We start from the raw sequence: 21,769 nt of genomic DNA, 5'->3' as shown, positions 1-21,769 counted from the left end.
GGCGAGTCGAAGCGTCCCCGCAGTTACACAGAGTAAGAAACCGTGATTTGGAGTCTCTCACCCGGAAGACTATCTTCGCGCCGATTAAGGTCGCTGACGGGTATTGTGGGGATGAGGTCCCGTCTGGCGAGCATAAGAGCCGTGCGCCGTGGTGTGGCGAAGCGGACGTGGTGAGTACGGGCATATGGGGATCGACTTGCAGGACTATCAGACAACACTCAAATCGCGTGTCACCCTGTCGGGCGTTGGCGTTCACAGCGGCAAGCCGGTAGCCATCCATTTCGCGCCGGCAGACGCGGATACGGGCGTGGTGTTTCAGGTTGCTGACCGAGAATTTCGCGCAATTGTGTCAGAAGTGGGTGCGACCGATCTTTGCACCTTGCTCGGCGATCCCGCCGGCCAGCACGTTGCCACGATCGAACACCTGATGGCCGCTCTGTTCGGCCTCGGTATCGATAATCTGCTGATCGAAGTCGAAGGCGCTGAAATCCCGATCATGGACGGCAGTGCCGCGCAGTTCGTCGAGGCCATCGACCTGGCCGGCATCGAAGTGCAGTGCGTCAAGCGCCGCTACATCCGCGTTCTCAAGCCGGTACGAATCGAAAGCGGCGCCTCCTGGGCCGAGTTCCGTCCCTATGGCGGCACGCGATTCGAGGTCGAGATCGATTTCGAGAGCCCAGCGATCGGGCGCCAGTCCTTTGCTTCCGATATCAACGACGACATATTCCGCCGCGAGATCTCGCGCGCCCGCACCTTTGGTTTCATGAAGGACGTCGAGCGCCTGTGGGCAGCCGGCTATGCGCTTGGTTCGTCGCTCGAGAATTCAGTGGTCATCGGCGACGACAACCACATCATCAACATGGAAGGCCTGCGCTTCTCCAACGAGTTCGTGCGCCACAAGACGCTTGACGCGATGGGCGACCTGGCACTCGCCGGCGCGCGCTTCATCGGCTGCTTCCGTTCCTATCGCGGTGGCCACCGGCTGAACGCCGCTGCGCTGCGCCGCCTGCTTTCTGACAGGTCGGCTTTCGAAGTCGTCGAGACGTCGCGCCGCGAGCGCGGCCGCTCGGCCGAACTTATCGCTGTCAGTGCCGCAGTCCACGCGCCCTGGACCCTCTGACGGCCGGCAATCGCCTGGAGGTGGTGTGACCTTGTTGCACCGCTTGGCCGGCGAAATGGCATGCGTCATTGCGTGCCACAAAATTGCGCGATTGGCGGCTGATAGCGTTGCCCGGCAAAGCCAGTTGTGATCTATGGCCATTGCCTAAAAGCGAAACAGCGCCAAAGGGGCGGAACTCTGTGATGTCATTGATACGAGCCGATCGATCGAAATTGCGCGTGAAGCCTCTGGTTGTGGCGCTTTCGCTCATCGCTCCGACGCTTGCACTGTCCGGCTGCATGTCCGGCGAAGCCGATGTCGATCTCGCGACCTATGTCGAGCAGACCGAACCGGCCGATGTGCTCTACAATCAGGGCCTCGCCAACCTCAATGCCGGCCGCCTCAAGGAGGCCAGCCGCAAGTTCGAGGCTGTCGACCGTCAGCATCCCTATTCGGAGTTTGCCCGTAAATCGATGGTGATGGGCGCTTTCGCCAGCTATCGCCAGGGCTCCTATGAAGAGGCCATCAACTCGGCCAAGCGCTATCTCGCGCTCTATCCCTCGACCGACGACGCGGCCTACGCCCAGTACATCATCGGCCTCAGCTATTTCCGCCAGATTCGCGACGTGACGCAGGATCAGAAGGAAGCTCGCCGCACCATCGAGGCGATGACCGAGGTGGTTCAGCGCTGGCCGGCTTCCGAATATGTCGACGACGCCAACGCCAAGATCCGCTTCGCCCGCGACCAGCTCGCCGGCAAGGAAATGCAGATCGGCCGCTATTATCTCGAGCGTCGCGAATTCATCGCTTCGGCAAAGCGCTTCCGCAATGTTGTCGAGAACTATTCGAACACACGCCACATCGAAGAAGCGCTCGCGCGCCTCGTCGAAACCTACTACGCGATGGGCCTGACCTCGGAAGCCCAGACGGCGGCGGCCGTGCTCGGCCAGAACTATCCTGACAGCCAGTGGTACAAGGATTCGTACAAGCTGCTGCAGACCAATGGCCTCGAGCCTCGGGAAAATGCCGGCTCCTGGATTTCCAAGGCCGGGAAGATGTTCTCCGGCGCCTGACCAGAAATAGATGCTCTCGCGCCTGTCGATCCGCGATATTGTCCTGATCGAACGGCTGGACATCGATTTCACGCCTGGCCTGTCGGTGCTGACCGGTGAGACCGGCGCGGGCAAATCCATCCTTCTCGACGCATTGTCGCTCGCGCTCGGCGCGCGCGGCGATGCATCGCTGGTCCGCCACGGTGCCACGCAAGGGCAGGTGAGTGCGGTCTTCGACGTGCCGCGCAACCATCCGGCGCGTACGCTGCTTGCCGACAATGCCATCGACGACGATGGCGACATCATCCTGAAACGCGTCCAGACCGTCGACGGGCGCACGCGCGTCTTCGTCAACGACCAGCCGTCCAGCGTCACGCTGATGCGCGACATCGGCCGCGCGCTTGTCGAAATCCACGGCCAGCACGACGATCGCGCGCTTGTCGACGCCGGGGCGCATCGCGATGTGCTCGATTCCTTTGGCGGTCATGTCGGCGAAGCCAAGGCCACCGCCGACGCGTGGAAGTTGTGGCGCGGTGCCGAGCAGGAGCTGTCACGCCATCGCGCCCGCGTCGATGCCGCCGCGCGCGAGGCTGAATATCTGCGTGCCTCGGTGACCGAACTCACCAAGCTCGATCCCCAGCCGGGGGAGGAGAGCGAACTCGCCGAGCTGCGTGCCGCAATGATGCGCGTCGAAAAGATCGCCTCCGAAATCCAGGATGCACAGGACGTGCTGTCGGGCTCGTCGTCGCCGCTGCCGCAGCTTGCCAGCCTGTTGCGCCGCCTGCAGCGCAAGGCGGCCGAGGTGCCGGGCCTGCTCGATGAGGTGGTGAAATCGCTCGACGAGGCGATGATCTCGCTTGATGCGGCGCAATCCGGCGTCGATGCCGCCCTTCGCGCCACCGAATATGACCCGCAGCGGCTGGAAAAGGCTGAGGAGCGGCTGTTTGCCCTGCGCGCGGCTGCACGCAAGCACAATGTTGCCGTCGACGACCTAGCCAGGCTGCGCGACACGATGGTTGCCGACCTCGCCGACCTCGATGCCGGCGAGGAGCGGCTGCAGGTGCTGGAAACGCAGGCGAGGACCAGCCGCGATGCCTATGATCGCATCGCTGCCAATCTGTCGGAGCTCCGCAAGACTGTGGCCGAGAGCCTGCGCAAGACCGTCATGGCCGAATTGCCCGAACTCAAGCTCGAACGCGCCGAATTCATCGTCGAGATGTCGAGCGAAGCCGACAATCGCATGCAGGAAGGTATCGATCAGGTCGAGTTCTGGGTGCGCACCAATCCCGGCACCCGACCGGGCCCGATGATGAAGGTCGCCTCGGGTGGCGAGTTGTCGCGTTTTCTCCTCGCGTTGAAGGTGGCGCTTGCCGACCGTGGTTCGGCACCCACACTGGTGTTCGACGAGATCGATACCGGCGTGGGTGGCGCGGTTGCCGACGCCATCGGCCAGCGGCTGGCACGGCTGTCCCGCCGGGTGCAGGTGCTGTCAGTGACGCATGCGCCGCAGGTCGCGGCCCGCGCGGCGACGCATTTCCTGATCTCCAAGAAGGGCAACACCGACAAGGTGGCGACCGGTATCCACGAGATGGACCGTACCGCGCGCCAGGAGGAAATCGCGCGCATGCTGTCTGGCGCCTCGATCACCGAGGAAGCGCGCGCCGCCGCCGAGCGCCTGCTGCGCGAGAACACGGCCGTCCTTTCCTGACCACGCGATTGCGGCTCCCATGTCAGGAGCCTTCGCGATGCTGCTGATTTGACGTGGAATTCGGTCCGGGCGGCTCCCGCTCGACAGCGTCCTGATCTATGGTGGCCGCGTTTTCAGCCGGAGCCGTACCATGTCCGACAAGCCAGTCGATTCGCTGAGCGAGACTGAAGCCGCGGCGGAGCTTGCGCGGCTGGCCGAAGAAATTGCCGGCCACGACCTGCGTTATCATGCCGAGGACGCGCCGACGATTTCGGACGCGGATTACGATGCGCTGCGCCGCCGCAACCTCGCCATCGAGCAGCGTTTTCCGCAACTGGTGCGTGAGGACTCGCCGTCCAAGTCGGTGGGCGCTGCCGTCTCCGAAAAATTCGGCAAGGTCACCCATGTCGTGCCGATGCTGTCGCTGGACAACGCCTTTGCCGACGAGGACGTCAGCGAGTTCGTCGGCCGCATCAGGCGCTTCCTCAGGCTGTCCGCCGACGAGCCGGTGGTAATCACCGCCGAGCCCAAGATCGACGGCCTGTCGCTGTCGATCCGCTACGAGAACGGCCGGCTGGTGACGGCGGCGACGCGCGGCGACGGCCAGGTCGGCGAAAACGTCACGGCGAACGCCCGCACCATCGCCGACATTCCGAACGTGCTGAAGGGCGACTTTCCCGAGGTGCTGGAAGTGCGCGGCGAGGTCTATATGAGCCACGCCGACTTTGCCGAACTCAACCGGCGCAATGCTGAAGCTGGCAAGCAGATTTTCGCCAATCCGCGCAATGCGGCCGCCGGTTCGCTGCGCCAGCTCGACACGTCTATCACTGCCAGCCGTCCGCTGCGCTTTTTCGCCTATGCCTGGGGCGAGGTCAGCGACATGCCGGCCGACACCCAGATGGGCATGGTCGAGGCTTTTAAGACCTACGGCTTCAAGACCAATCCGCTGATGAAGGTGTTCGACAGCGTCGACGGCCTGCTGTCGCAGTACCGGATGATCGAGGCCAATCGCGCCGGGCTCGGCTACGACATCGACGGCGTCGTCTACAAGGTCGACCGGCTCGACCTGCAGCAGCGGCTCGGCTTCGTCTCGCGTTCGCCGCGCTGGGCCATCGCGCACAAGTTCCCGGCTGAAAAGGCGACGACGACACTGCTCGGCATCGACATCCAGGTCGGCCGCACCGGCTCGCTGACGCCGGTGGCGCGGCTGCAGCCGGTGACGGTGGGCGGTGTGGTGGTCACCAACGCCACGCTGCACAATGAGGACTACATCAAGGGCCTCGGCAACAGCGGCGCGGCCATTCGCGACGAGGATCATGACATCCGCGTCGGCGACACCGTCATCGTACAGCGGGCAGGTGACGTCATTCCGCAGATCCTCGACGTCGTCCTGGAGAAGCGCCCGGCAGGAGCGCAGCCCTATCTGTTCCCGACGCGCTGCCCGGCCTGTGACAGCCATGCTGTCCGCGAGGAGGGTGAGGTGGTGCGCCGCTGCACCGGCGGCCTGATCTGTCCGGCACAGGCTGTGGAGCGCCTTCGCCATTTCGTCTCGCGCAATGCCTTTGACATCGAGGGCCTGGGCGAGAAGCAGATCGAGTTCTTCTTCCAGTCGCAGGACCCGGCATTGCATGTCGGCTCGCCGGCGGACATCTTCACGCTGAAGCGGCGACAAGAAGGATCGCTCACCAAGCTCGAGAACATCGATGGCTTCGGCGCGACATCGACTCGCAAGTTGTTTGCGGCCATCGACGACCGCCGCCAGGTCGAGTTCTCGCGCTTCCTGTTTGCGCTCGGCATCCGCCACATCGGCGAAACCAATGCCAAGCGCCTGGCGCGCCACTACATCAATTTCGAGACCTTCCGCGCCGCTGGTGTTGCTGCCGTGATGCCTGAGGGCAAGGGTGACAAGGGCAATGCCGCCTGGCAGGAGCTGACCGGCGTCAACGGCATCGGCGCCATCGTCGCCGAGGCGGTGGTCGAGTTCTTCGCAGAGGAGCACAACAGGCAGGTGCTCGATGCGCTGCTTGCCGAAGTGACGCCGCTTGACGAGGAGCGTATCGGCGACGTGTCGTCACCCGTTTCGGGCAAGACGGTGGTGTTCACCGGCTCGCTCGAAAAGATGTCGCGCGACGAGGCCAAGGCGATGGCCGAGAAGCTTGGCGCCAAGGTGGCGGGCTCGGTGTCCAAGAAGACCGACCTCGTTGTGGCGGGCCCAGGTGCTGGCTCGAAGCTCAAGGCGGCGACCGATCTGGGTATCGAGGTGATCACAGAGGACCAGTGGTTCGAACGCGTCGGGCAGGCGGGCTGACAGACGTCATGCGAGCACTTGCCATCGACTTCGAAACTGCCAATGAGCAGCGGAGCAGCCCGTGCTCCATTGGCCTTGCCTGGATCGAGGACGGCGCGGTCATCCGTATCGAGGAGCGACTGATCCGCCCCCGGGACATGCGGTTCTCGCGCTTCAACATTGCCGTTCACGGCATACGGCCCGAACATGTCGAGGACGCAGCCGAGTTTCCCGAGGTGATGGAGGAGTTCGAGGACGATCTCTCAGACACGCTTGTGATCGCCCACAACGCGTCCTTCGACATGAGTGTGCTCAGGGCGAGCTATCAGCTGTATGGCACTGTCAGTCCTGACATCGACTACATCTGCACGCTCAAGATGGCGAAGAAGGTGTGGCAGGAGCTAACCTCGCACCGGCTCAACGAGGTGTCGCGCCATATCGATTTCTCCTTCAGGCACCATAATGCTGCAGAGGACGCGCATGCCTGCGGCGAGGTGGCGCTGGCAGCCGCGCGCAAGCTGAACGTCTCGGCGCTGCGCGACCTGCCGATCAAGCTCGACATGACGATGGGCCGGCTTCATGCCGGCGGTAATGTGCCGTGCTCGGTGAAGCGGCCGCCGAAGGCCAAGAAGCGCTGATCGTTGGCTCAACCGAATTGATGTGACACGCCAAGCCGGCTGACTTATTCAGACCCCCGCGCAAGCTATGGAGCCTTGGCCGAGCTCGTTCGGCCTGTATCGTGCATTCCAACGCTCAAAATTCGATCTGGGGCCGATGCGCCACGGAGGCCTAATGTCTGATCGTCGCGGTGAATTCTTGCAGGGCATGCGATTGAGCGTGCCGGTGGTGGTCGCGTCGGCGCCCTTTGCCATCCTGTTCGGGGCGTTGGCCGTCGACAACGGCTTCTCCGTCGTCGAGGCGACACTGATGAGCGCCTCGATCTATGGCGGCGCCAGCCAGCTGGTCGGCATCGAGTTGTTCGGCCAGCATGTCGCGCCGTGGCTGGTGGTGCTATCGATCTTCGCCGTCAACTTCCGCCACGTTCTCTATTCGGCTGCCGTTGGTAAGCACATCGACCATTGGCCGTTCCTGAAGCAGGCCATCGGCTATTTCTTCCTGGTCGATCCGCAATATGCCGAGGCCGAGCGCAAGGGCGAGAATGGCGAGCAGGTGACCTTTGCCTGGTACATGGGCATGGCGCTGCCGATCTATGTCTTCTGGGTCGCCGAAAGCGCGCTCGGCGCGCTGTTCGGGCGGCTGATTCCCAACCCCCATGCCATCGGGCTCGACTTCCTGCTGCCGATCTATTTTCTCGGTTTGGTGATGAGCTTCCGCAAGCGCCCGCGCTGGCTGCCGATCGTCGTTGCCAGCGCCGTTGCCTCGATGATCGCCTACAAGACCGTAGGCTCACCCTGGCATGTTTCCATTGGGGCGCTGGCCGGCGTGCTGTTTGCGGCGGCGATGCCGGTCAGGTCCGACGAGAGCCTGACGAGTGAAGAAACGGCGGAGGTGGTGTCATGAGCACGACGCTTTGGATCATCATTGCCGGCGCTGTCGCCACCTATCTGACCCGTATCGGCGGCCATCTCGTCATTTCGCGTTTCGAGCGCATCCATCCGCGCGTCGAGGCGGGCCTGAACGCGGTGCCGGCTGCGGTTCTGACGACGCTCGTGGCACCCGCGGCACTCTCGGCCGGTCCGGCTGAGCTGGCAGCGCTTGCCGTGGCAGCCGTTGTTGGACTGCGTGGTGGCCTGATGACGATGTTTCTGACAGGCGCTGCCGTGTTGATTGCCATGCGGCATTTCATCGGCTGAACGAAAACCGGCCGCATGAAGCGGCCGGTCGTTTTCATTACACGCTGATCAGGCGATCTGCGCCGTCGCCTTTTCCAGCCACGCCAGCGTTTCGCCGTCGAGCATCGGTCCGATCTCGGCCAGCACGCGGGCATGGTAGGCATTGAGCCAATCCAGCTCTTCGCGGGTCAGCAGGTCGGCGCGCAGCAGGCGCTGGTCGAAAGGCGCCAGCGTCAACGTCTCGAAGCCGTGCATGGCGATGTCGCCGCCGGGCAGCTCGGCGGTTGGCGTCACCAGGATCAGATTTTCCAGCCTGATGCCGTAATGGCCTTCCTTGTAGTAGCCGGGCTCGTTGGACAGGATCATGCCGGCGAGCAGCTTTTCCATGCCGGTCTTGGCGATGCGCTGCGGGCCTTCATGAACAGCGAGATAGGACCCGACGCCGTGGCCGGTGCCGTGGGCGTAGTCGAGGCCGTTCTTCCACAGTGCGATGCGGGCGAGCGCGTCGATGTCGGCGCCACGCGTGCCTGCGGGAAACCGCGCCAGCGAGATCGCGATCATGCCCTTGAGCACCAGGGTAAAACGCTCGCGCATCTCCTCACTCGGCTTGCCGACCGGCATAGTGCGAGTGATGTCGGTGGTGCCGTCCTGATATTGCGCGCCCGAATCGAGCAGGAACAGTTCACCCTCGGCCAGCACCCGGCTCGTCGCTTTCGAGACGCGGTAATGCATGATCGCGCCATTGGCGCCGGCACCCGAGATGGTGTCGAACGAGACGTCGCGGAGCGGCATCTGCGTTTCCTCACCGGTCTGGCGGCGGCATTCCTCCAGCTTGGTCACGACGGCGATCTCGTCGAGGCTGCCGGGATTCTGCCGGTCGAGCCAGCACAAAAGCTTGGCGACAGCAGCGCCGTCACGGCGGTGGGCAGCGCGCGAACCGGCGATCTCCTGGGCATTCTTGGTGGCGCGGGGCAGGCGGGCCGGGTCGGGCGCTTGCACCACCGTGCCGCCATTGTCCTCGATCAGGGCGCGCAGCCTGTCGGCGGCAAGCACCGGGTCGAGCGCGATCTTCGCACCAGATTTGGCAAGGGCCGCGACCGCGTCATCGAGCTTGCTCGGTGCCTTGATGTCGGCAAGCTGGGTGAGATAGGCCTCCTCGGTGCGGCCAAGTTTGCGCTTGTCCATGAACACGGCATGGCTGCCGTCGGCGGAGAGGATGGCGAAGCCAAGGGCAAGCGGCGTGTGGGGTACGTCGCCACCACGGATGTTGAACGCCCAGGCGAGCGACGACGGGTCGGTCAGGATCACATGGGTGGCGCCGTCGTTCTCGATCGCTGCGGCGAGCCGTTTCAACTTGTCCTTGGCCAGTTCGCCGGCAAAGGCCTCCGGATGGATCTCGACTGGGGCCAACGGTGCGTCGGGCTGATCTTCCCAGATCGCGTCGATGGGGTTGCGGGCGAGGGGGACAAGCACGGCGCCGACCTTTTCGGTTGCCGTTGTCAGCGCCTTGACCTCGCCCATGGTGTGCAGCCACGGGTCGATGCCAAGCCTTGCGCCCTTGGGCAGGCTTTCCTTGATCCACACCGATGGCGGGTTGTCGATCAGGCTTTCGACGGTGAAGATATCGAGATCGACCTCGTCGCGCACCTGCAGCGTGTAGCGCCCGTCGACGAAGATGTAGGCGCTGCGGGCGAGCACGATCGCAACGCCGGCCGAGCCGCTGAAGCCGGTCAGCCACCGCAGGCGATTCGAACGTGGCGGGACATACTCGCCCTGGTGCTCATCGGCGCGGGGCACGACGAAGCCGTCGAGCCCATTTTCCTTGAGCCATTGCCGGAGCAACGCCACGCGCGGCTTGCCGACGGTGGGATCGCCGGCTGAATCAAAGGACTGGAACATGGTGGTTTCCCGAAAGCTGGATGTCGGGCGAACCTATCCGCGCCGGCCGTTGCTGGCAACGCCGCCGGCTTGTCCAGCGGGCTCAGTTCTTGAGGTGGATTGTCACCCAGCCTTCCCTGTGGAAGGTCTCGATGTGGCGGAAGCCTGCCGCGACATAGGCTTCGACCACGGCGTCGTGCTGACGGTCGAGGATACCCGACAGCACGAGGGAGCCGTCGACCGCAAGGTTCGTGGCCATTTCGGGCGCCAGCAGCATCAGCGGCTGCGCCAGGATGTTGGCGACGATCAGGTCGAAAGGGCCGCGCGCGGCGAAGATCGGGTCGTCGAAGCCTGCGGCGGTGACCGTCTCGACGTGGTCGGCAGCACCATTGAGGCGGACATTCGCGGCGGCAACGTCGGTTGCGACCGGGTCGATGTCGGTTGCCAGTACCGGGATCGGCGCCAGCTTGGCGACTGCGATCGCCAGCACGGCGCTGCCGGTACCAAGGTCGAGCGCCTTGGCCGGTTTTTCCGCGGCCATCACCTTTTCGATCATCGCGAGGCAGCCTGCCGTGGTGCCGTGATGGCCGGTGCCGAAAGCGAGGCCGGCCTCGATCTCGATGGCGATCTGTCCGGGGCGCACGTCCTCGCGGTCATGGCTGCCATGAACGATGAAGCGTCCTGCCTGCACCGGCTTCAGGCCTTCGAGCGACTTCGCCACCCAGTCGACGTCGGGTAGCACCTCACGGCCCAGCGGGCCCTTGTGGCCTGCTTCTGCAACCACCTCGGCCATGCGGCGGGCAACGTCCTCGACATCGCCATCCGTGTAGAGCGAGACCTCGTGGATATCGCGGTCCTCGTCGACCTCGATCACGGCGATCGGCCAGCCATCTTCCTCGAAGGCGGTTTCGAGGGCAGCGAAGATGCGGTTGGCGGCTTCGCGGCCGGTGGTAAAGTGCAGCCGTGTCTGGGTCATGTCGGGTCCGGGAGAGGAGGGTCAGCCTTCCTTGGCAAGCCGCTTGAGCTTGGCAAGTGCGGTCTCTGGGTTCTCCTCATAGGCGATCGTGCCGAAGAAATCACCCTTGCTGTCGAGCAACAGCACCGACGCCGTGTGATCCATGGTGTAGTCGCCGCCTTCGGTCGGCACCTTCTTGGAATAGATACCGAAGGCCTTGGCCATGGCGGCGATCTTGTCGGGCGAGCCGGTGATGCCGGTGATGCGGTCGGAGACGTTGCTGACGTAGCTGTTCATCACCTCGGGCGTGTCGCGCTCGGGATCGACCGAGACGAAATAGGCGCGGAGGTTCTTGCCTTCGTCGCCCATCTGCTTGAGCAGGCCGTCGAGCTCGAACAGCGTGGTCGGGCAGACCTCGGGGCAATGGGTGAAGCCGAAGAAGACAGCACTTGGCTGGCCGCGGAACGCCGCTTCGGTGATCTCGGCGCCCTTCTGATCGACAAGCACGAAGGGCGCACCGAAAGCCTGGGCGCTGGTCTTGCTGCTGTACCAGTCGAAGGTCAGCCAGCCGACGCCGGCGGCCATCAGGATCAGAATGCCGGCAAGGATCGTGCGCATCATCGATTGTGATTCCATGGTGTTATTGATGACCGGTTCAGAAGCACCAGGACATGCCGGCCTCGACCAGCGACATGAAGATGCCGGCGTCCTTGTCCAGCCAGGAGGCGAAGGCGAGGCCCGAAGCTGCCGCAAACGCCATCATGCCGAGCGCGATCCACGCGGTCGCCGAAAGCGATATGGGCAAGGCCTGTTTCATCAACCCTACATAGCGCGGCGCGTGATTTGCCAAAAGGGACATGTTGACGCTCTCATTCGTCCACAAAACACCTTTTCGCGAGCAGGATGCAGCGTCTCTGGCTTGCAAGGCGGGCGCGGGCGACCCAAGTGTGGACGACTTCAGCCAATTCAGGAGGCTTTCATGCGGCTTGCCCTTTCCGTCCTTGCGACCACCCTTGCGCTCGGCGCAGCATTGCCCGCCATGGCCCAGCAGGTGGGCGAGGTCGGCGTCGACTGGCTCGGCAACGACATCATCGTCGAGGCGATCAAGGACCCCAAGGTCGAGGGCGTCACCTGCCACGTCTCCTATTTCGACCGCGGCGTGATCGACCGGCTGCAGAAAGGCAACTGGTTCGAGAACCCGTCGGACACCGCAATCTCGTGCCAGCAGACCGGACCGATCACCATTGGCGAGATCGACCTCGGCCAGGAGGGCGAGGAGGTCTTCAAACAGGGCATCAGCCTGATCTGGAAGGAGCAGGTGGTGAACCGCATCTACGACCAGAAAAACGAGACACTAATCTATCTCGCCCATTCGCGCCAAGTGCAGGACGGCTCGGCCAAGATGTCGATGACCACGGTGCCGCTCTATGGCCAGAACGTCGTCTGGGCCAAGGGCAAGCCGCAATAGCTTGCGGGCAGTGTGGCGCGGGCGTACATCCGCGTCATGGACGATCAAGCAAACCTTCGCTTCAAGGATGACGAACCGCGAATCCACCCGACGTCGGAGCTGAAAGGCTGCCGGCTTGGCCGCCATGTGATCGTCGGCGAGCGCGTCGTGTTGCGCGAGGTGGTGGTCGGCGACTACTCCTATTTCGAGCGCCACGCCGAGGCGATCTACACCACGATCGGCAAGTTCTGCTCGATCGCCGCAAATACGCGCATCAACGCGCTAGAGCATCCGATGGAGCGGCTGACCACGCACAAGCTGAGCTACCGGCCGAACGAGTATTTCCGCTATCTCGGCGTCGACAACGATTTCCGCGAGCGTCGCAGGGCTAAGCCCGTGATTATCGGACACGATGTGTGGGTCGGACATGGTGCGGTGATCATGCCCGGTGTGAGCATTGGCAATGGAGCGGTGGTCGGGGCGAATTCCGTGGTGACGCGCGACGTCGCGCCGTTTGAGGTTTTTGCCGGCGTGCCCGCAAAGAGGCTGAAGATGCGGTTCCCCGTCGAGGTTATCGCCCGCATCGAGGCGCTGGCCTGGTGGGATTGGCCGCGCGAAAGACTGTTCGAGGCGATCCCCGACATGCAGAGCCTGCCGATCGAGGCCTTTCTCGACCGCTGGGAAGCGAGGCAGGCCTAAGCGCCGGCTGCGGAACCCGAAGCGGGGCCCGGTTGTTTCCTTCGCACCGAAGGGATGTGGCCATGTTCGAGAAGGTTTTCACCAAGATCGCCAACAAGGTAGCCTATGCCGCCGGCCTGCCGCTGACCTTTCTCGGCTGCTGCATTGTCGTGTTGGCCTGGGCGGTATCAGGTCCGGTGTTCGGCTTTTCCGACACCTGGCAGCTGGTGATCAACACCGGCACGACCATCATCACCTTCCTGATGGTGTTCCTGATCCAGAACACCCAGAACCGCGACGGTGCTGCGATCCAGGCCAAGCTCGACGAGCTGATCCGGGTCGGCACCGGCCACAACCATTTCATCGGCATCGAGCATCTGACCGAAACCGAGGTCGAGGAAATCCGCAAGAAATGCGAGCAAGCGGCCAAACGGCATGATGTCCGAGCGAAAGCGAAGGGGTGAGTGCTGCGTCTCCTCGCAGACGAAGAAGTCCCTGCGCCTCGCATGCCTGGCGCTGCCTATGCTGCAGCGTCTTCATGCAGGCGCTTGGGATTTGGGAACAAAAACCACCGCCCGCAATTCCTGCTGCAGGCGTGAAAGTACTGTCCTCCGCTGCTCCCGGGCGGTTGACGATTGCCGCGGTCCGGAACAAGATTGTGGCGGGTAGGGTATGGCGTGGCGTGACTGACTGGCTGGATATCCTCAGAGAGCAGGCCGAGACCGGCGCCGAGATGGCGCGCGAGGTTCCGGCGACGCTCGCCAATCCCGACATCAGCCGCGACCAGGTCAAGAAGCTGTTTGCCGCGCTCGAACAGCAGGCCGAATTTGTCGAAAAGCTGAGGCAAGTGCTCGAGGCCAATGACTTCGAGCCGGAGGTGCTGGTTGCCGCCGAGGCTCTGGAGGAACGCTACGCCGAGCTGGCGGCGTCGGCCGCCGAACGGCTGAAGGCAATGCGCAGCGGCGAGCCTGTGCGCCGGCAGTAGGACAGGGCATCACCACTCGCGATGCGTTGCTGAGCCCTGCATCAGCACCGGCAATATGTCACGAGCATCAAATCAGGCCGGCGGCGAGCCTATATGGATGGCTTTCCTGACCTCCGCGCGGAAATCCGGTGTGTCATGCTCGCCATGGACGGCGACAGCATGCTGGACGGCAGCGTTGACCAGTTCGTCCTCGTTGTCGGCTGCGATCGCCACGGTGCACTTCATTTCGCTCGGGAATTCACGGCAATCGATATATCTGCGCATCGTCTTCGCCTCCCTGCGATCCACAATTAGCGCAAACCTGATGTTATTCCTGCGCATGCGGGGCGGCAACCGGTAAGTGGCGGCCGCGGCGGTGGCTCTCGCCGACGTGATTGCCGGCAAGAGGCTGATCGTGGCAGTCCTATGCCACCGGCAGCCTGATCTCGAAGCGGGTGCCCTTGTCGGTGCCGGCAAGCCGGATCGTTCCGTCATGGGCGTTGAGCAAGGCCGAGACGATGCCGAGGCCAAGGCCGGTACCGCCGGTTTCACGCCGTGTGGTGAAGAACGGCTCGAAGATGCGGGCGCGGTTGTTGGGCGAGATGCCGCAGCCATCGTCGGTGGCAGCTATGGTCACAGTGTCGTCAAAGCTGCTGGCCTCCAGCACGAAACGGCCGGCGCCATGGCGCAGCGCGTTGTCGACGAGATTGGACAGGATGGCCGCGCCATTTTCAGCCGACATGGCAAAGCGGATGTCAGCGCCAGACAAGATCGACAGGTCGACACCTTCGACAGGAGCGAGATAGCCGAGAATCTCAGTGAGCGACGTGCTCTGGCCTGGCAGCGCTGCCTTGTCGGCGCGCGCCAGTTCGATCAGGCGGCGAACCAGGCGGTTCAGCCTGTCGGTGTCGGCGACGATGTTGTCGAGGAAGCGCGTTCTTGTGGCCGGATCCATGTCGTCGCTGGCGTCGCGCAGCAATTCGGCGGCGCCCTGGATCGCGGTCAGCGGCGATTTCAGCTCATGCGAGACGTGGGTGGCAAAGGTGCGAATCGTTTCGTTGCGGATCTGCAGCTTGCGCGCCATGTCGAGGAAGGCTTTGGACAACTCCGCCATCTCGCGCGTGCCGTGATGGGCAAGTGGCTGGAGGGCGTCCGTTTGCCCCTCGGCGATGCGCGCGGTTCTTTCCATCAGATCGTGCATGGGACGGGAGATGGTGCGGATGAAGACGAAGCCGATCAGCAGCGTGACGCCTGTTACAAGGGCCGCTGCGGCGACCGCGCCATGCGATAGAACGGCGGGCTCGGTGGCCGGTTCGAAGCGCTGCTGATAGAGTTGGAAGCTGAACAGCCCCAATAGCGGCAGCGTCATGACGGTGGCAAGGATGGCCAGCACGACGAGGCCGAGGGGCGGGCGCCATTTTTCAGTCACGCGCCGCACCGCCCGAGGCGGAAGCCCATGCCATGGACGGTCTCGATCGCGTTGGAGCAACCCACTGTTGCGAACTTCGCGCGGATGTTGCGGATGTGGCTGTCGACCGTTCGCTCCGAGACGTGGATGTTGGCGGCGTGGCTGGCATCGATCAGCTGACTGCGGTTGAGGACATGCATCGGTTTCGTCATCAGCGCCTTGACGATGGTAAATTCGGTCGCGGTGAGGTCGATGTCTCGGTCATCGTAATTCACCGCGCGCCGCAAAGGATCGAGCACAATCAGGCCGTGACTGAGGCTTGCCGAGACGAGTTCCGCCGGAGCCGGCCGTGCGCGGCGAAGGATGACGTTGACGCGCGCCACCAGCTCTCGCGGGCTGAACGGCTTGGTGACATAGTCGTCGCCGCCCATCTCAAGCCCGAGGATGCGGTCGATTTCCTCGTCGCGGGCAGACAGGAACAACACGGGCACGTCGGAGGTTCGCCGAAGCCTGCGGCACAGTTCCAGCCCGTCCATCTCGGGCATGCCGACATCGAGCACAACCAGGTCGGGCATGCGGCGCTCTATGCGCGCCAGCGCTGCCATACCGTCGCCGACCGGCTCGGTCTCCATGCCGGCCTTGTCGAGGGCAAAGCAGATCACGTCGCGTATATGAGGGTCGTCGTCGACGACGAGGATATGGCGCGGCATCGTCGTCACTGCGGCTCTGTGCCGGAAGGCAAAGGCGAAGGCCGGTCGAGATACGCTGCCAGCCGGAAGTTCCGAAAACTCCAGGCACGCCAGTTCTGCAACTGCTCGCGAAACCGATCCGCCTCATAGTGGCGCGAGACGAGGCTTGTGCGCGCGACCGCGCCGGTATCACCCATGCGGTTCAGCACCATGTCGATTGCCGGGATGGCCTGGGGTCCAAGCGAGCGCAGATAATACCAGTCCAATTCCGATCCTCCATCCATCGCGCGGCTGTGGCTGACATTGTAGTGGGCGATGATTGCGGCGAAGTTGATGAAGCAACTGACGTAGAGAACTGCAGAAAGCGTCAGCATGTTGGCACCGAAAAGCCATTCGTTCGACTTGTCGAGAGCGATGCGGGACATGATCAGGACGATGCCGATAGCGACCAGTCCCATCCAGACGAAGGCGGCAACGCGCCAGTAGGTCAGTGAATATGCGTCGATGTAGAGGTCGAGCCGCAGGATGGACGAGATGACCAGGACAAAGTTCTGCGCCGACCAGAGATAGACCAGGGCGCGGACGCGGCGATCGGCCGAGGTCGTGCTGCCCGGCCTCAGTGCGAGCAGCACGAAAATCGCCGCCAAGAGTGCCGTGACGATGAGGGCGTAGGCACCGCGATGGGCATAGGCGGCATAGGTGAGCCCAGCGGGCAATGCCACGCCGCCCCAGAGATAAGCGCCGTCGAGGACGGTCTGCAGCGCGAAGATAAGGTTGAACACGACAAGCGCGCGCAGGATCGCCGCCTTGCCGAAGAGCGACTGGTGCAGTCCGGCGGGCGGTTCCAAGTTTGCCTGTGCTTCGGCGATCGGCCGCGGTGCGAAGAGGCGCCATTTGGGTAGCCAACGCGGTAATCTTGGCCTGAGGAAGCTCCAGACGCTGCCAGCCACGACGAGCCAGAAGGCAATCCGCCAGACGTCAAGAAGGTTGAATATGGCCCGGATGTCGATCAGCGACATCCAGTAGCCGATGACGGGATTGGCGATGCCGAACAACGCGACGAACACCATGCCCAGAGCGACAGCCAGCGTCCAAGCGGTAAGGCTGCCAAGGCGCCAGATCTTGCGGCGTCCGGCCAGTTTCCGTAGCCGCGCGATGTCGAATGGCAGCCGGCCGGGGATTGTCAGGATAAAGCCGGCGATGCGCTTGAGGCAGTTTACCGGGCCGGATCGCAGGCGGGCCGAGACCGACAGAGCGAAGGCCGCCAGGCAAAGGGTCGCGACCGTCACCGAAAGCAGGCTGACATTTTCGGCGAGCGGGGCGAGAGCGAGCGCGGCGAGCACAATTTTGAGCGCGAGCGGGCGGGGACGGGGTCCCCGAGAATGAAATGCGATCATTGCACCAGCAGCCAGTGCGGCGAAGATGAAAAGCGAAATGTCCAGCGGCTGCCGGAACAGCAGAAAATCGGCTGCAAGGGTCAGCAGCAATGCGGCGCCAACCTTGGCGGAGATGGTGGACGGGGCATGGCGGAAGTTCATGCCCTACGCTCCAGCTTGCGGGGGAGTCCTGCTGGGCTGCAATATGTGCCAGGGAAGGGCGTGATCGCCTGAGGTGGCGCTGGATCGACCAGCCACCATGCTTCAGTGAGCAGCCGTTTGGGCAGCTGGCGGGGCGTGCGGTGCGTGGGGCTCGATGTCGTTTGCATATGACATCAATGCCGTTGCAGCGGGTGGGTATGGTGGCTGGAACGAGGAGATATTCAGGAGTTTCGTGCAGATTTCGTGCAGAGGGTTGAAGGTCGACCTGGCAAGTGAATCAGCTGCGGCCGCCTGTTGCGGGAGCGATACCAATGGGTCAAACCCGGCGACTGCCTGCCAAGCCCTGGATCACGGCGTCCGGTGGGAAAGGGCGTGGGCCGGCGGTGCGCGGTGCATTAACGCGTCTTTCGGTGAAATGGCCAGAGCAGTTGGCGCCCGAACTCTTCCGGTATGGGGTCGTTATGGATGCCGACATTTTCGGGCCAGGCATCGGCCGGCAGATAGAATGTACCAAAAAGCCTGTCGATCCAGGGGAAATGCACGGCGAAATTCTTGTCGATCGGCCTGACCGCGTGGTGCCAATGGTGAAAACGGGGTGTGACCAGCAACTGTTCCAGCCAGCCGAGCCGTATGCGCATGTTGACGTGGTTGAAGGTGGCTTGTGCTGCCACGATGGCCAGCCAGATGTAGAGGGCGGCTTCGGAAAAGCCGAACAGGAGCACGGGCACCAGAATGAGTGCCCGTGTGACGACGATATCGACCACATGCAGCCTGGAACCCGCCAGCCAGTCCATCGCGCGCGAGGAATGATGGATGGCATGAAACGGCCAGGCGAAACCTATACGGTGAAAGCTGCGATGTACCCAGTACTGCGTCAGGTCGGCAACGAGCATGATCAGCAGGACTTGCGCAATGAGTGGCATGCTCTTGACCTGGGCACTCATGGTATCGGCCTGCCAGGCTTGGGAGACAATCGTCGCAGGTAACAGTGTGAAGAAGGTCAAAAGCTCGACCAGTACGTGACTGACGATGAAATAGAGCCCGTCGGTCGTCCAGCCGGCACGGAACGTTCCATGCTCGGGACGCAGCGGAAACAGGCGCTCCAACGGCACGAAGACGAGTGACAACAACACGACATTGAGGACCAGCCAGTCCAAGCCGACATGAATCGGCGCGTCGCCGTCGTAATCGACATTGACGCCGGTGCCACCCAGAATGATGGCCAGCGTGGCAAAACCGATACCGGCAAGGCCCAGCTTCTTCGACGGCCTGAGCAGGATGTTCAGAGCGGAGAAGAAGAAACCGGCAATGATAGCGAGTACGAGCAGCCCGCGCATGAACTCGACCGGATAGGAGCTGCGCAGTTCGGACGTGGTCAACCATTCCGGAAACCGGAACACCAGGACCGCACAGAAACTTCCGAGGGACAACAAAAGCCCCAACAGACCGGAAAACCAGCCGGATCCGAAACCTTGTGGTCCATGATCACCGAGCATGCGTTCGAACCAGCGGTCAAGCGCCGTGTGGCGGGACGTTGGCTCTGGCGCCGGGTCTGTCAAATGCCCTCACACTGGGTTCACGAACCCGTCCAGTACCTTCTTCTGGCCGGCCTTGTCGAAGTCGATGGTGAGCTTGTTGCCATCGATGTTGGCGATGTTGCCGTTGCCAAATTTCTGGTGGAAGACGCGGTCGCCGACCTCGAAGCGCGAGGGCTCCGTCGCGACCGACTTGGCGACCAGTTCGCCGTCGATTGTGCGGCCCTTGACCGAGCCGCGGCCGGCGCCGAAGCCGGAATCGGTCTCGCCATAGCCTATGCGTTCGACCGAATGACCGGAGCGGGAACCCCAGTTGCGGTCGGTGGCTTCGGTGCGGTTCTGCTGGGCACGCTGCCAGCCCGGCGTGGCGTAGGTGTTGGAGAAGGACTTTTCACCGACGCTGTCGAAACGCGAGGCACCGTAGGGGTTCTGGCGGCCGCCGCCATAGCCGCCATAGGAATTGCCGGCATCAGCCACTTCGACATGCGCCTCGGGCAGTTCGTCGAGGAAGCGCGAGGGAATCGTCGACTGCCACAAGCCATGGATGCGGCGGTTGGAGACGAACCACAGATGCAGGTTCTTCTTGGCGCGGGTCAGGCCGACATAGGCGAGGCGGCGTTCCTCCTCGAGACCCGAGCGGCCGCCTTCGTCGAGGGCACGCTGGTGCGGGAACAGGCCTTCCTCCCAGCCGGGCAGGAAGACGGTCTCGAATTCGAGGCCCTTGGCCGAATGCAGCGTCATGATCGAGACGGCGTCGAGCTGCTCGTCCTGCTCGGCGTCCATGACAAGGGCGACATGTTCAAGGAAGGAACGCAGCGACTCATATTCCTCCATGGAGCGGATCAGCTCCTTGAGGTTTTCAAGTCGGCCCGGCGCTTCGGCCGAGCGGTCGTTCTTCCACATATCGGTATAGCCGCTCTCTTCGAGAATGATCTCGGCGAGCTCAGTATGCGGGGTGTTGTCGAGCGCCTTCTGCCAGCGCTCGAAATTGGCCGCGACTTCGCGCAGGGCGGCGCGAGGCTTGGGCTTGAGTTCGTCGCTCTCGGCGAGCTGGGCGGCTGCCTGCAGCATCGGCACGCCAAGGGCGCGCGCGGTATCGTGGACCTGGCGGATGGCGGCTTCGCCGAGGCCGCGCTTGGGCACGTTGACGATGCGCTCGAAGGCGAGATCGTCGGCACCCTGGGCGACGACGCGGAAATAGGCCATGGCGTCTCGGATTTCCTGGCGCTCGTAGAAGCGCGGGCCGCCGATGACGCGGTAGTTGAGGCCAAGCGTGACGAAGCGGTCTTCGAACTCGCGCATCTGGAACGAGGCGCGCACCAGGATCGCCATGTCGTTGAGATTGTGTTTCTGGCGCTGCAGCTGTTCGATGGTCTCACCGACGGCGCGGGCTTCCTCCTCGGAATCCCAGGCGGCATGGACATTGACCTTGCCGTCTTCGGGATCGTTGCGATCGGTGAACAGCGTCTTGCCGAAACGGCCCTCATTGTGGGCGATGAGGTGGGCGGCGGCACCCAGTATGTGCGCGGTCGAGCGGTAGTTGCGCTCGAGCCGGATGACGACGGCACCGGGGAAATCCTTGTCGAAGCGCAGGATGTTGTCGACCTCGGCGCCGCGCCAGCCATAGATCGACTGGTCGTCGTCGCCGACGCAGCAGACATTCTTCTGCCCCGGACCACCCGTTTCCTGGGCCAGGAGCCGCAGCCACATATATTGCGCGGTGTTGGTGTCCTGGTACTCGTCGACCAGAATGTATTTGAAGCGCTTGTGGTATTCCTTGAGCACGTCAGGGTAGGCGCGGAAGATGCGGATCGGATGACACAACAGGTCGCCGAAGTCGCAGGCGTTCAGCGTCTGCAGCCGGTCCTGATAGGCCTTGTAGAGCTCGCGGCCCTTGCCGTTGGCAAAGGAGCGGGCGTCGCCCTCGGGGATCTCGGCTGGACCGAGGCCCTTGTTCTTCCAGCCGTCGATCATCATGGCGAACTGGCGCGCCGGCCAGCGCTTGTCGTCGAGGCCCTCGGCCTGGATCAACTGCTTGATCAGGCGGATGACGTCGTCGGTGTCGAGGATGGTGAAGTCGGAGCGCAGCCCTGCCAGTTCGGCATGGCGACGCAGCATCTTGACGCCGATCGAATGGAAGGTGCCGAGCCACGGCATGCCCTCGACCGCTTCGCCGACAAGGTGGCCGATGCGCTGCTTCATCTCGCGCGCCGCCTTGTTGGTAAAGGTGACGGCGAGGATCTGGCTGGGGTAGGCGCGGCCCTGGCTGAGGATATGGGCGATGCGGGTGGTGAGCACACGCGTCTTGCCGGTGCCGGCGCCGGCGAGCACCAGAACCGGGCCTTCGGTGGTCTCGACAGCCTGGCGCTGCTCGGGGTTCAGGCCGTTGAGGTAATCGGGCGCTGACGGCGCCTGGCGCGCGGCCATGGCGCGCGCAGCGATACCGCTGGGCGCAGGCGTGCTGGCGGCCCGGGGCGGCATCCCGCCGGGCTCGTCGAAAAAGGGCATGTCGTCCGGAAAGTCTGACATTTGCCCCGAATGTAGTGATTCGGGGCGGAAAGGCCAGAAGTGTCTCTGTTTTGTTCTGGTTTTGCCGGGAAAAGCGAGCGGTGTTGACCCTGCCGCAGGCGCTTTGCTAGCGTGGCTGACGGCTTGATGTGGCCGGCAGTCCGCGCCCTCCGGGGGTATGGCGAACACATCGGACGCTTCCGTCACCTGATCCCATGGGATGGTGAGAGCACCGGCAATGCGGGCACTGA

At 63.4% G+C, this 21,769-nt stretch carries 21 protein-coding genes; 11 read left to right on the top strand and 10 right to left on the bottom strand.

Translation table 11 applies throughout. The features are described 5' to 3' along the window. Positions 1–184 precede the first annotated feature (184 nt). From lpxC to Amn_RS18405, 7 genes are all read left to right on the top strand, one after another. Positions 185–1,120 (top strand): UDP-3-O-acyl-N-acetylglucosamine deacetylase, encoded by a 936-nt coding sequence (gene lpxC / locus Amn_RS18435; RefSeq protein ID WP_182575649.1) that lies wholly within the window; start codon positions 185–187, stop codon positions 1,118–1,120. A gap of 182 nt (positions 1,121–1,302) precedes the next feature. After that, the gene (locus tag Amn_RS18430) at positions 1,303–2,172 is read left to right on the top strand and encodes an outer membrane protein assembly factor BamD (RefSeq protein ID WP_067960420.1); all 870 of its coding nucleotides are present in this window, start codon (positions 1,303–1,305) and stop codon (positions 2,170–2,172) included. A gap of 10 nt (positions 2,173–2,182) precedes the next feature. Next, positions 2,183–3,859: a DNA repair protein RecN gene (gene recN / locus Amn_RS18425; protein WP_286290866.1), complete on the top strand. Its 1,677-nt coding sequence runs from the start codon at positions 2,183–2,185 to the stop codon at positions 3,857–3,859. A gap of 130 nt (positions 3,860–3,989) precedes the next feature. Continuing rightward, positions 3,990–6,146, top strand: a complete 2,157-nt coding sequence (ligA, locus tag Amn_RS18420) for an NAD-dependent DNA ligase LigA (RefSeq protein WP_154386683.1) — start codon at positions 3,990–3,992, stop codon at positions 6,144–6,146. Positions 6,147–6,154: 8 nt separating this feature from the next. Further along, positions 6,155–6,763 (top strand): 3'-5' exonuclease, encoded by a 609-nt coding sequence (locus tag Amn_RS18415; RefSeq protein ID WP_154386708.1) that lies wholly within the window; start codon positions 6,155–6,157, stop codon positions 6,761–6,763. A 154-nt stretch (positions 6,764–6,917) separates the two neighbouring features. Beyond that, a complete protein-coding gene (locus tag Amn_RS18410) occupies positions 6,918–7,646 on the top strand; it encodes an AzlC family ABC transporter permease (protein WP_246340994.1) in 729 nt (242 codons plus the stop codon). After that, complete coding sequence (locus tag Amn_RS18405; RefSeq protein WP_154386681.1) at positions 7,643–7,939, top strand: AzlD family protein; 297 nt, start codon at positions 7,643–7,645, stop codon at positions 7,937–7,939. The genes Amn_RS18410 and Amn_RS18405 overlap by 4 nt, the downstream gene beginning before the upstream one ends. 48 nt (positions 7,940–7,987) lie before the next feature. Here the strand turns inward: Amn_RS18405 and Amn_RS18400 are convergent, their stop codons facing one another. The 4 genes from Amn_RS18400 to Amn_RS18385 form a co-directional block, all read right to left on the bottom strand. Further along, positions 7,988–9,817 carry an aminopeptidase P family protein gene (locus Amn_RS18400; RefSeq protein ID WP_182575650.1) on the bottom strand — a complete coding sequence of 610 codons (1,830 nt, stop codon included), beginning with the start codon at positions 9,815–9,817 and terminating at the stop codon, positions 7,988–7,990. Between the two features lie 82 nt (positions 9,818–9,899). Next, positions 9,900–10,772, bottom strand: coding sequence for a 50S ribosomal protein L11 methyltransferase (locus tag Amn_RS18395; RefSeq protein ID WP_182575651.1), 873 nt, complete (start codon positions 10,770–10,772; stop codon positions 9,900–9,902). 21 nt (positions 10,773–10,793) lie between these two features. Beyond that, entirely contained in the window at positions 10,794–11,372 is a 579-nt protein-coding gene (locus tag Amn_RS18390; protein WP_154386678.1) for an SCO family protein, read from the bottom strand. 34 nt (positions 11,373–11,406) lie between these two features. Continuing rightward, positions 11,407–11,610 carry a hypothetical protein gene (locus tag Amn_RS18385; protein ID WP_154386677.1) on the bottom strand — a complete coding sequence of 68 codons (204 nt, stop codon included), beginning with the start codon at positions 11,608–11,610 and terminating at the stop codon, positions 11,407–11,409. Between the two features lie 120 nt (positions 11,611–11,730). On the opposite strand from Amn_RS18385, the gene Amn_RS18380 reads away from it, so the two are divergent. From Amn_RS18380 to Amn_RS18365, 4 genes are all read left to right on the top strand, one after another. Further along, positions 11,731–12,219: a CreA family protein gene (locus Amn_RS18380; RefSeq protein ID WP_182575652.1), complete on the top strand. Its 489-nt coding sequence runs from the start codon at positions 11,731–11,733 to the stop codon at positions 12,217–12,219. Between the two features lie 36 nt (positions 12,220–12,255). Then, positions 12,256–12,897 carry a DapH/DapD/GlmU-related protein gene (locus Amn_RS18375; RefSeq protein ID WP_182575653.1) on the top strand — a complete coding sequence of 214 codons (642 nt, stop codon included), beginning with the start codon at positions 12,256–12,258 and terminating at the stop codon, positions 12,895–12,897. Positions 12,898–12,959: 62 nt separating this feature from the next. Then, positions 12,960–13,340: a low affinity iron permease family protein gene (locus tag Amn_RS18370; protein WP_263006629.1), complete on the top strand. Its 381-nt coding sequence runs from the start codon at positions 12,960–12,962 to the stop codon at positions 13,338–13,340. 218 nt (positions 13,341–13,558) lie between these two features. Then, on the top strand, positions 13,559–13,861 hold the full coding sequence (locus Amn_RS18365; protein WP_182575655.1) for a hypothetical protein: 303 nt from the start codon (positions 13,559–13,561) through the stop codon (positions 13,859–13,861). Between the two features lie 72 nt (positions 13,862–13,933). On the opposite strand, the gene Amn_RS18360 is transcribed toward Amn_RS18365, so the two are convergent. From Amn_RS18360 to Amn_RS18335, 6 genes are all read right to left on the bottom strand, one after another. Continuing rightward, positions 13,934–14,125 carry a DUF1059 domain-containing protein gene (locus Amn_RS18360; RefSeq protein WP_154386673.1) on the bottom strand — a complete coding sequence of 64 codons (192 nt, stop codon included), beginning with the start codon at positions 14,123–14,125 and terminating at the stop codon, positions 13,934–13,936. A gap of 139 nt (positions 14,126–14,264) precedes the next feature. After that, positions 14,265–15,269, bottom strand: a complete 1,005-nt coding sequence (locus Amn_RS18355) for a HAMP domain-containing sensor histidine kinase (protein WP_263006630.1) — start codon at positions 15,267–15,269, stop codon at positions 14,265–14,267. Beyond that, on the bottom strand, positions 15,266–15,958 hold the full coding sequence (locus Amn_RS18350; protein ID WP_182575660.1) for a response regulator transcription factor: 693 nt from the start codon (positions 15,956–15,958) through the stop codon (positions 15,266–15,268). The genes Amn_RS18355 and Amn_RS18350 overlap by 4 nt, the downstream gene beginning before the upstream one ends. 5 nt (positions 15,959–15,963) lie before the next feature. Then, positions 15,964–17,475: a DUF4153 domain-containing protein gene (locus tag Amn_RS18345; RefSeq protein ID WP_182575656.1), complete on the bottom strand. Its 1,512-nt coding sequence runs from the start codon at positions 17,473–17,475 to the stop codon at positions 15,964–15,966. A gap of 395 nt (positions 17,476–17,870) precedes the next feature. After that, on the bottom strand, positions 17,871–18,905 hold the full coding sequence (locus Amn_RS18340) for a sterol desaturase family protein (protein WP_286290865.1): 1,035 nt from the start codon (positions 18,903–18,905) through the stop codon (positions 17,871–17,873). 135 nt (positions 18,906–19,040) lie between these two features. Continuing rightward, complete coding sequence (locus tag Amn_RS18335; protein WP_154386671.1) at positions 19,041–21,539, bottom strand: ATP-dependent helicase; 2,499 nt, start codon at positions 21,537–21,539, stop codon at positions 19,041–19,043. Positions 21,540–21,769: the final 230 nt, after the last annotated feature.

Source organism: Aminobacter sp. Y103A, assembly GCF_030294925.1.
GTDB classification, from domain to species: domain Bacteria; phylum Pseudomonadota; class Alphaproteobacteria; order Rhizobiales; family Rhizobiaceae; genus Aminobacter; species Aminobacter ciceronei.
Note: the sequence above shows the minus strand (reverse complement) of the source record. Positions and strands in the feature narration are given on the sequence as shown.

Coding starts and splice junctions, on each gene's coding strand:
- Amn_RS18410 (WP_246340994.1), top strand. CDS start 6,918: ATGTCTGATCGTCGCGGTGAATTCTTGCAGGGCATGCGATTGAGCGTG.
- Amn_RS18375 (WP_182575653.1), top strand. CDS start 12,256: ATGGACGATCAAGCAAACCTTCGCTTCAAGGATGACGAACCGCGAATC.
- Amn_RS18370 (WP_263006629.1), top strand. CDS start 12,960: ATGTTCGAGAAGGTTTTCACCAAGATCGCCAACAAGGTAGCCTATGCC.
- recN (WP_286290866.1), top strand. CDS start 2,183: ATGCTCTCGCGCCTGTCGATCCGCGATATTGTCCTGATCGAACGGCTG.
- ligA (WP_154386683.1), top strand. CDS start 3,990: ATGTCCGACAAGCCAGTCGATTCGCTGAGCGAGACTGAAGCCGCGGCG.
- Amn_RS18350 (WP_182575660.1), bottom strand. CDS start 15,958: ATGCCGCGCCATATCCTCGTCGTCGACGACGACCCTCATATACGCGAC.
- Amn_RS18385 (WP_154386677.1), bottom strand. CDS start 11,610: ATGTCCCTTTTGGCAAATCACGCGCCGCGCTATGTAGGGTTGATGAAA.
- Amn_RS18390 (WP_154386678.1), bottom strand. CDS start 11,372: ATGATGCGCACGATCCTTGCCGGCATTCTGATCCTGATGGCCGCCGGC.
- Amn_RS18360 (WP_154386673.1), bottom strand. CDS start 14,125: ATGCGCAGATATATCGATTGCCGTGAATTCCCGAGCGAAATGAAGTGC.
- Amn_RS18430 (WP_067960420.1), top strand. CDS start 1,303: ATGTCATTGATACGAGCCGATCGATCGAAATTGCGCGTGAAGCCTCTG.
- Amn_RS18400 (WP_182575650.1), bottom strand. CDS start 9,817: ATGTTCCAGTCCTTTGATTCAGCCGGCGATCCCACCGTCGGCAAGCCG.
- Amn_RS18335 (WP_154386671.1), bottom strand. CDS start 21,539: ATGTCAGACTTTCCGGACGACATGCCCTTTTTCGACGAGCCCGGCGGG.
- Amn_RS18395 (WP_182575651.1), bottom strand. CDS start 10,772: ATGACCCAGACACGGCTGCACTTTACCACCGGCCGCGAAGCCGCCAAC.
- Amn_RS18380 (WP_182575652.1), top strand. CDS start 11,731: ATGCGGCTTGCCCTTTCCGTCCTTGCGACCACCCTTGCGCTCGGCGCA.
- lpxC (WP_182575649.1), top strand. CDS start 185: ATGGGGATCGACTTGCAGGACTATCAGACAACACTCAAATCGCGTGTC.
- Amn_RS18345 (WP_182575656.1), bottom strand. CDS start 17,475: ATGAACTTCCGCCATGCCCCGTCCACCATCTCCGCCAAGGTTGGCGCC.
- Amn_RS18405 (WP_154386681.1), top strand. CDS start 7,643: ATGAGCACGACGCTTTGGATCATCATTGCCGGCGCTGTCGCCACCTAT.
- Amn_RS18415 (WP_154386708.1), top strand. CDS start 6,155: ATGCGAGCACTTGCCATCGACTTCGAAACTGCCAATGAGCAGCGGAGC.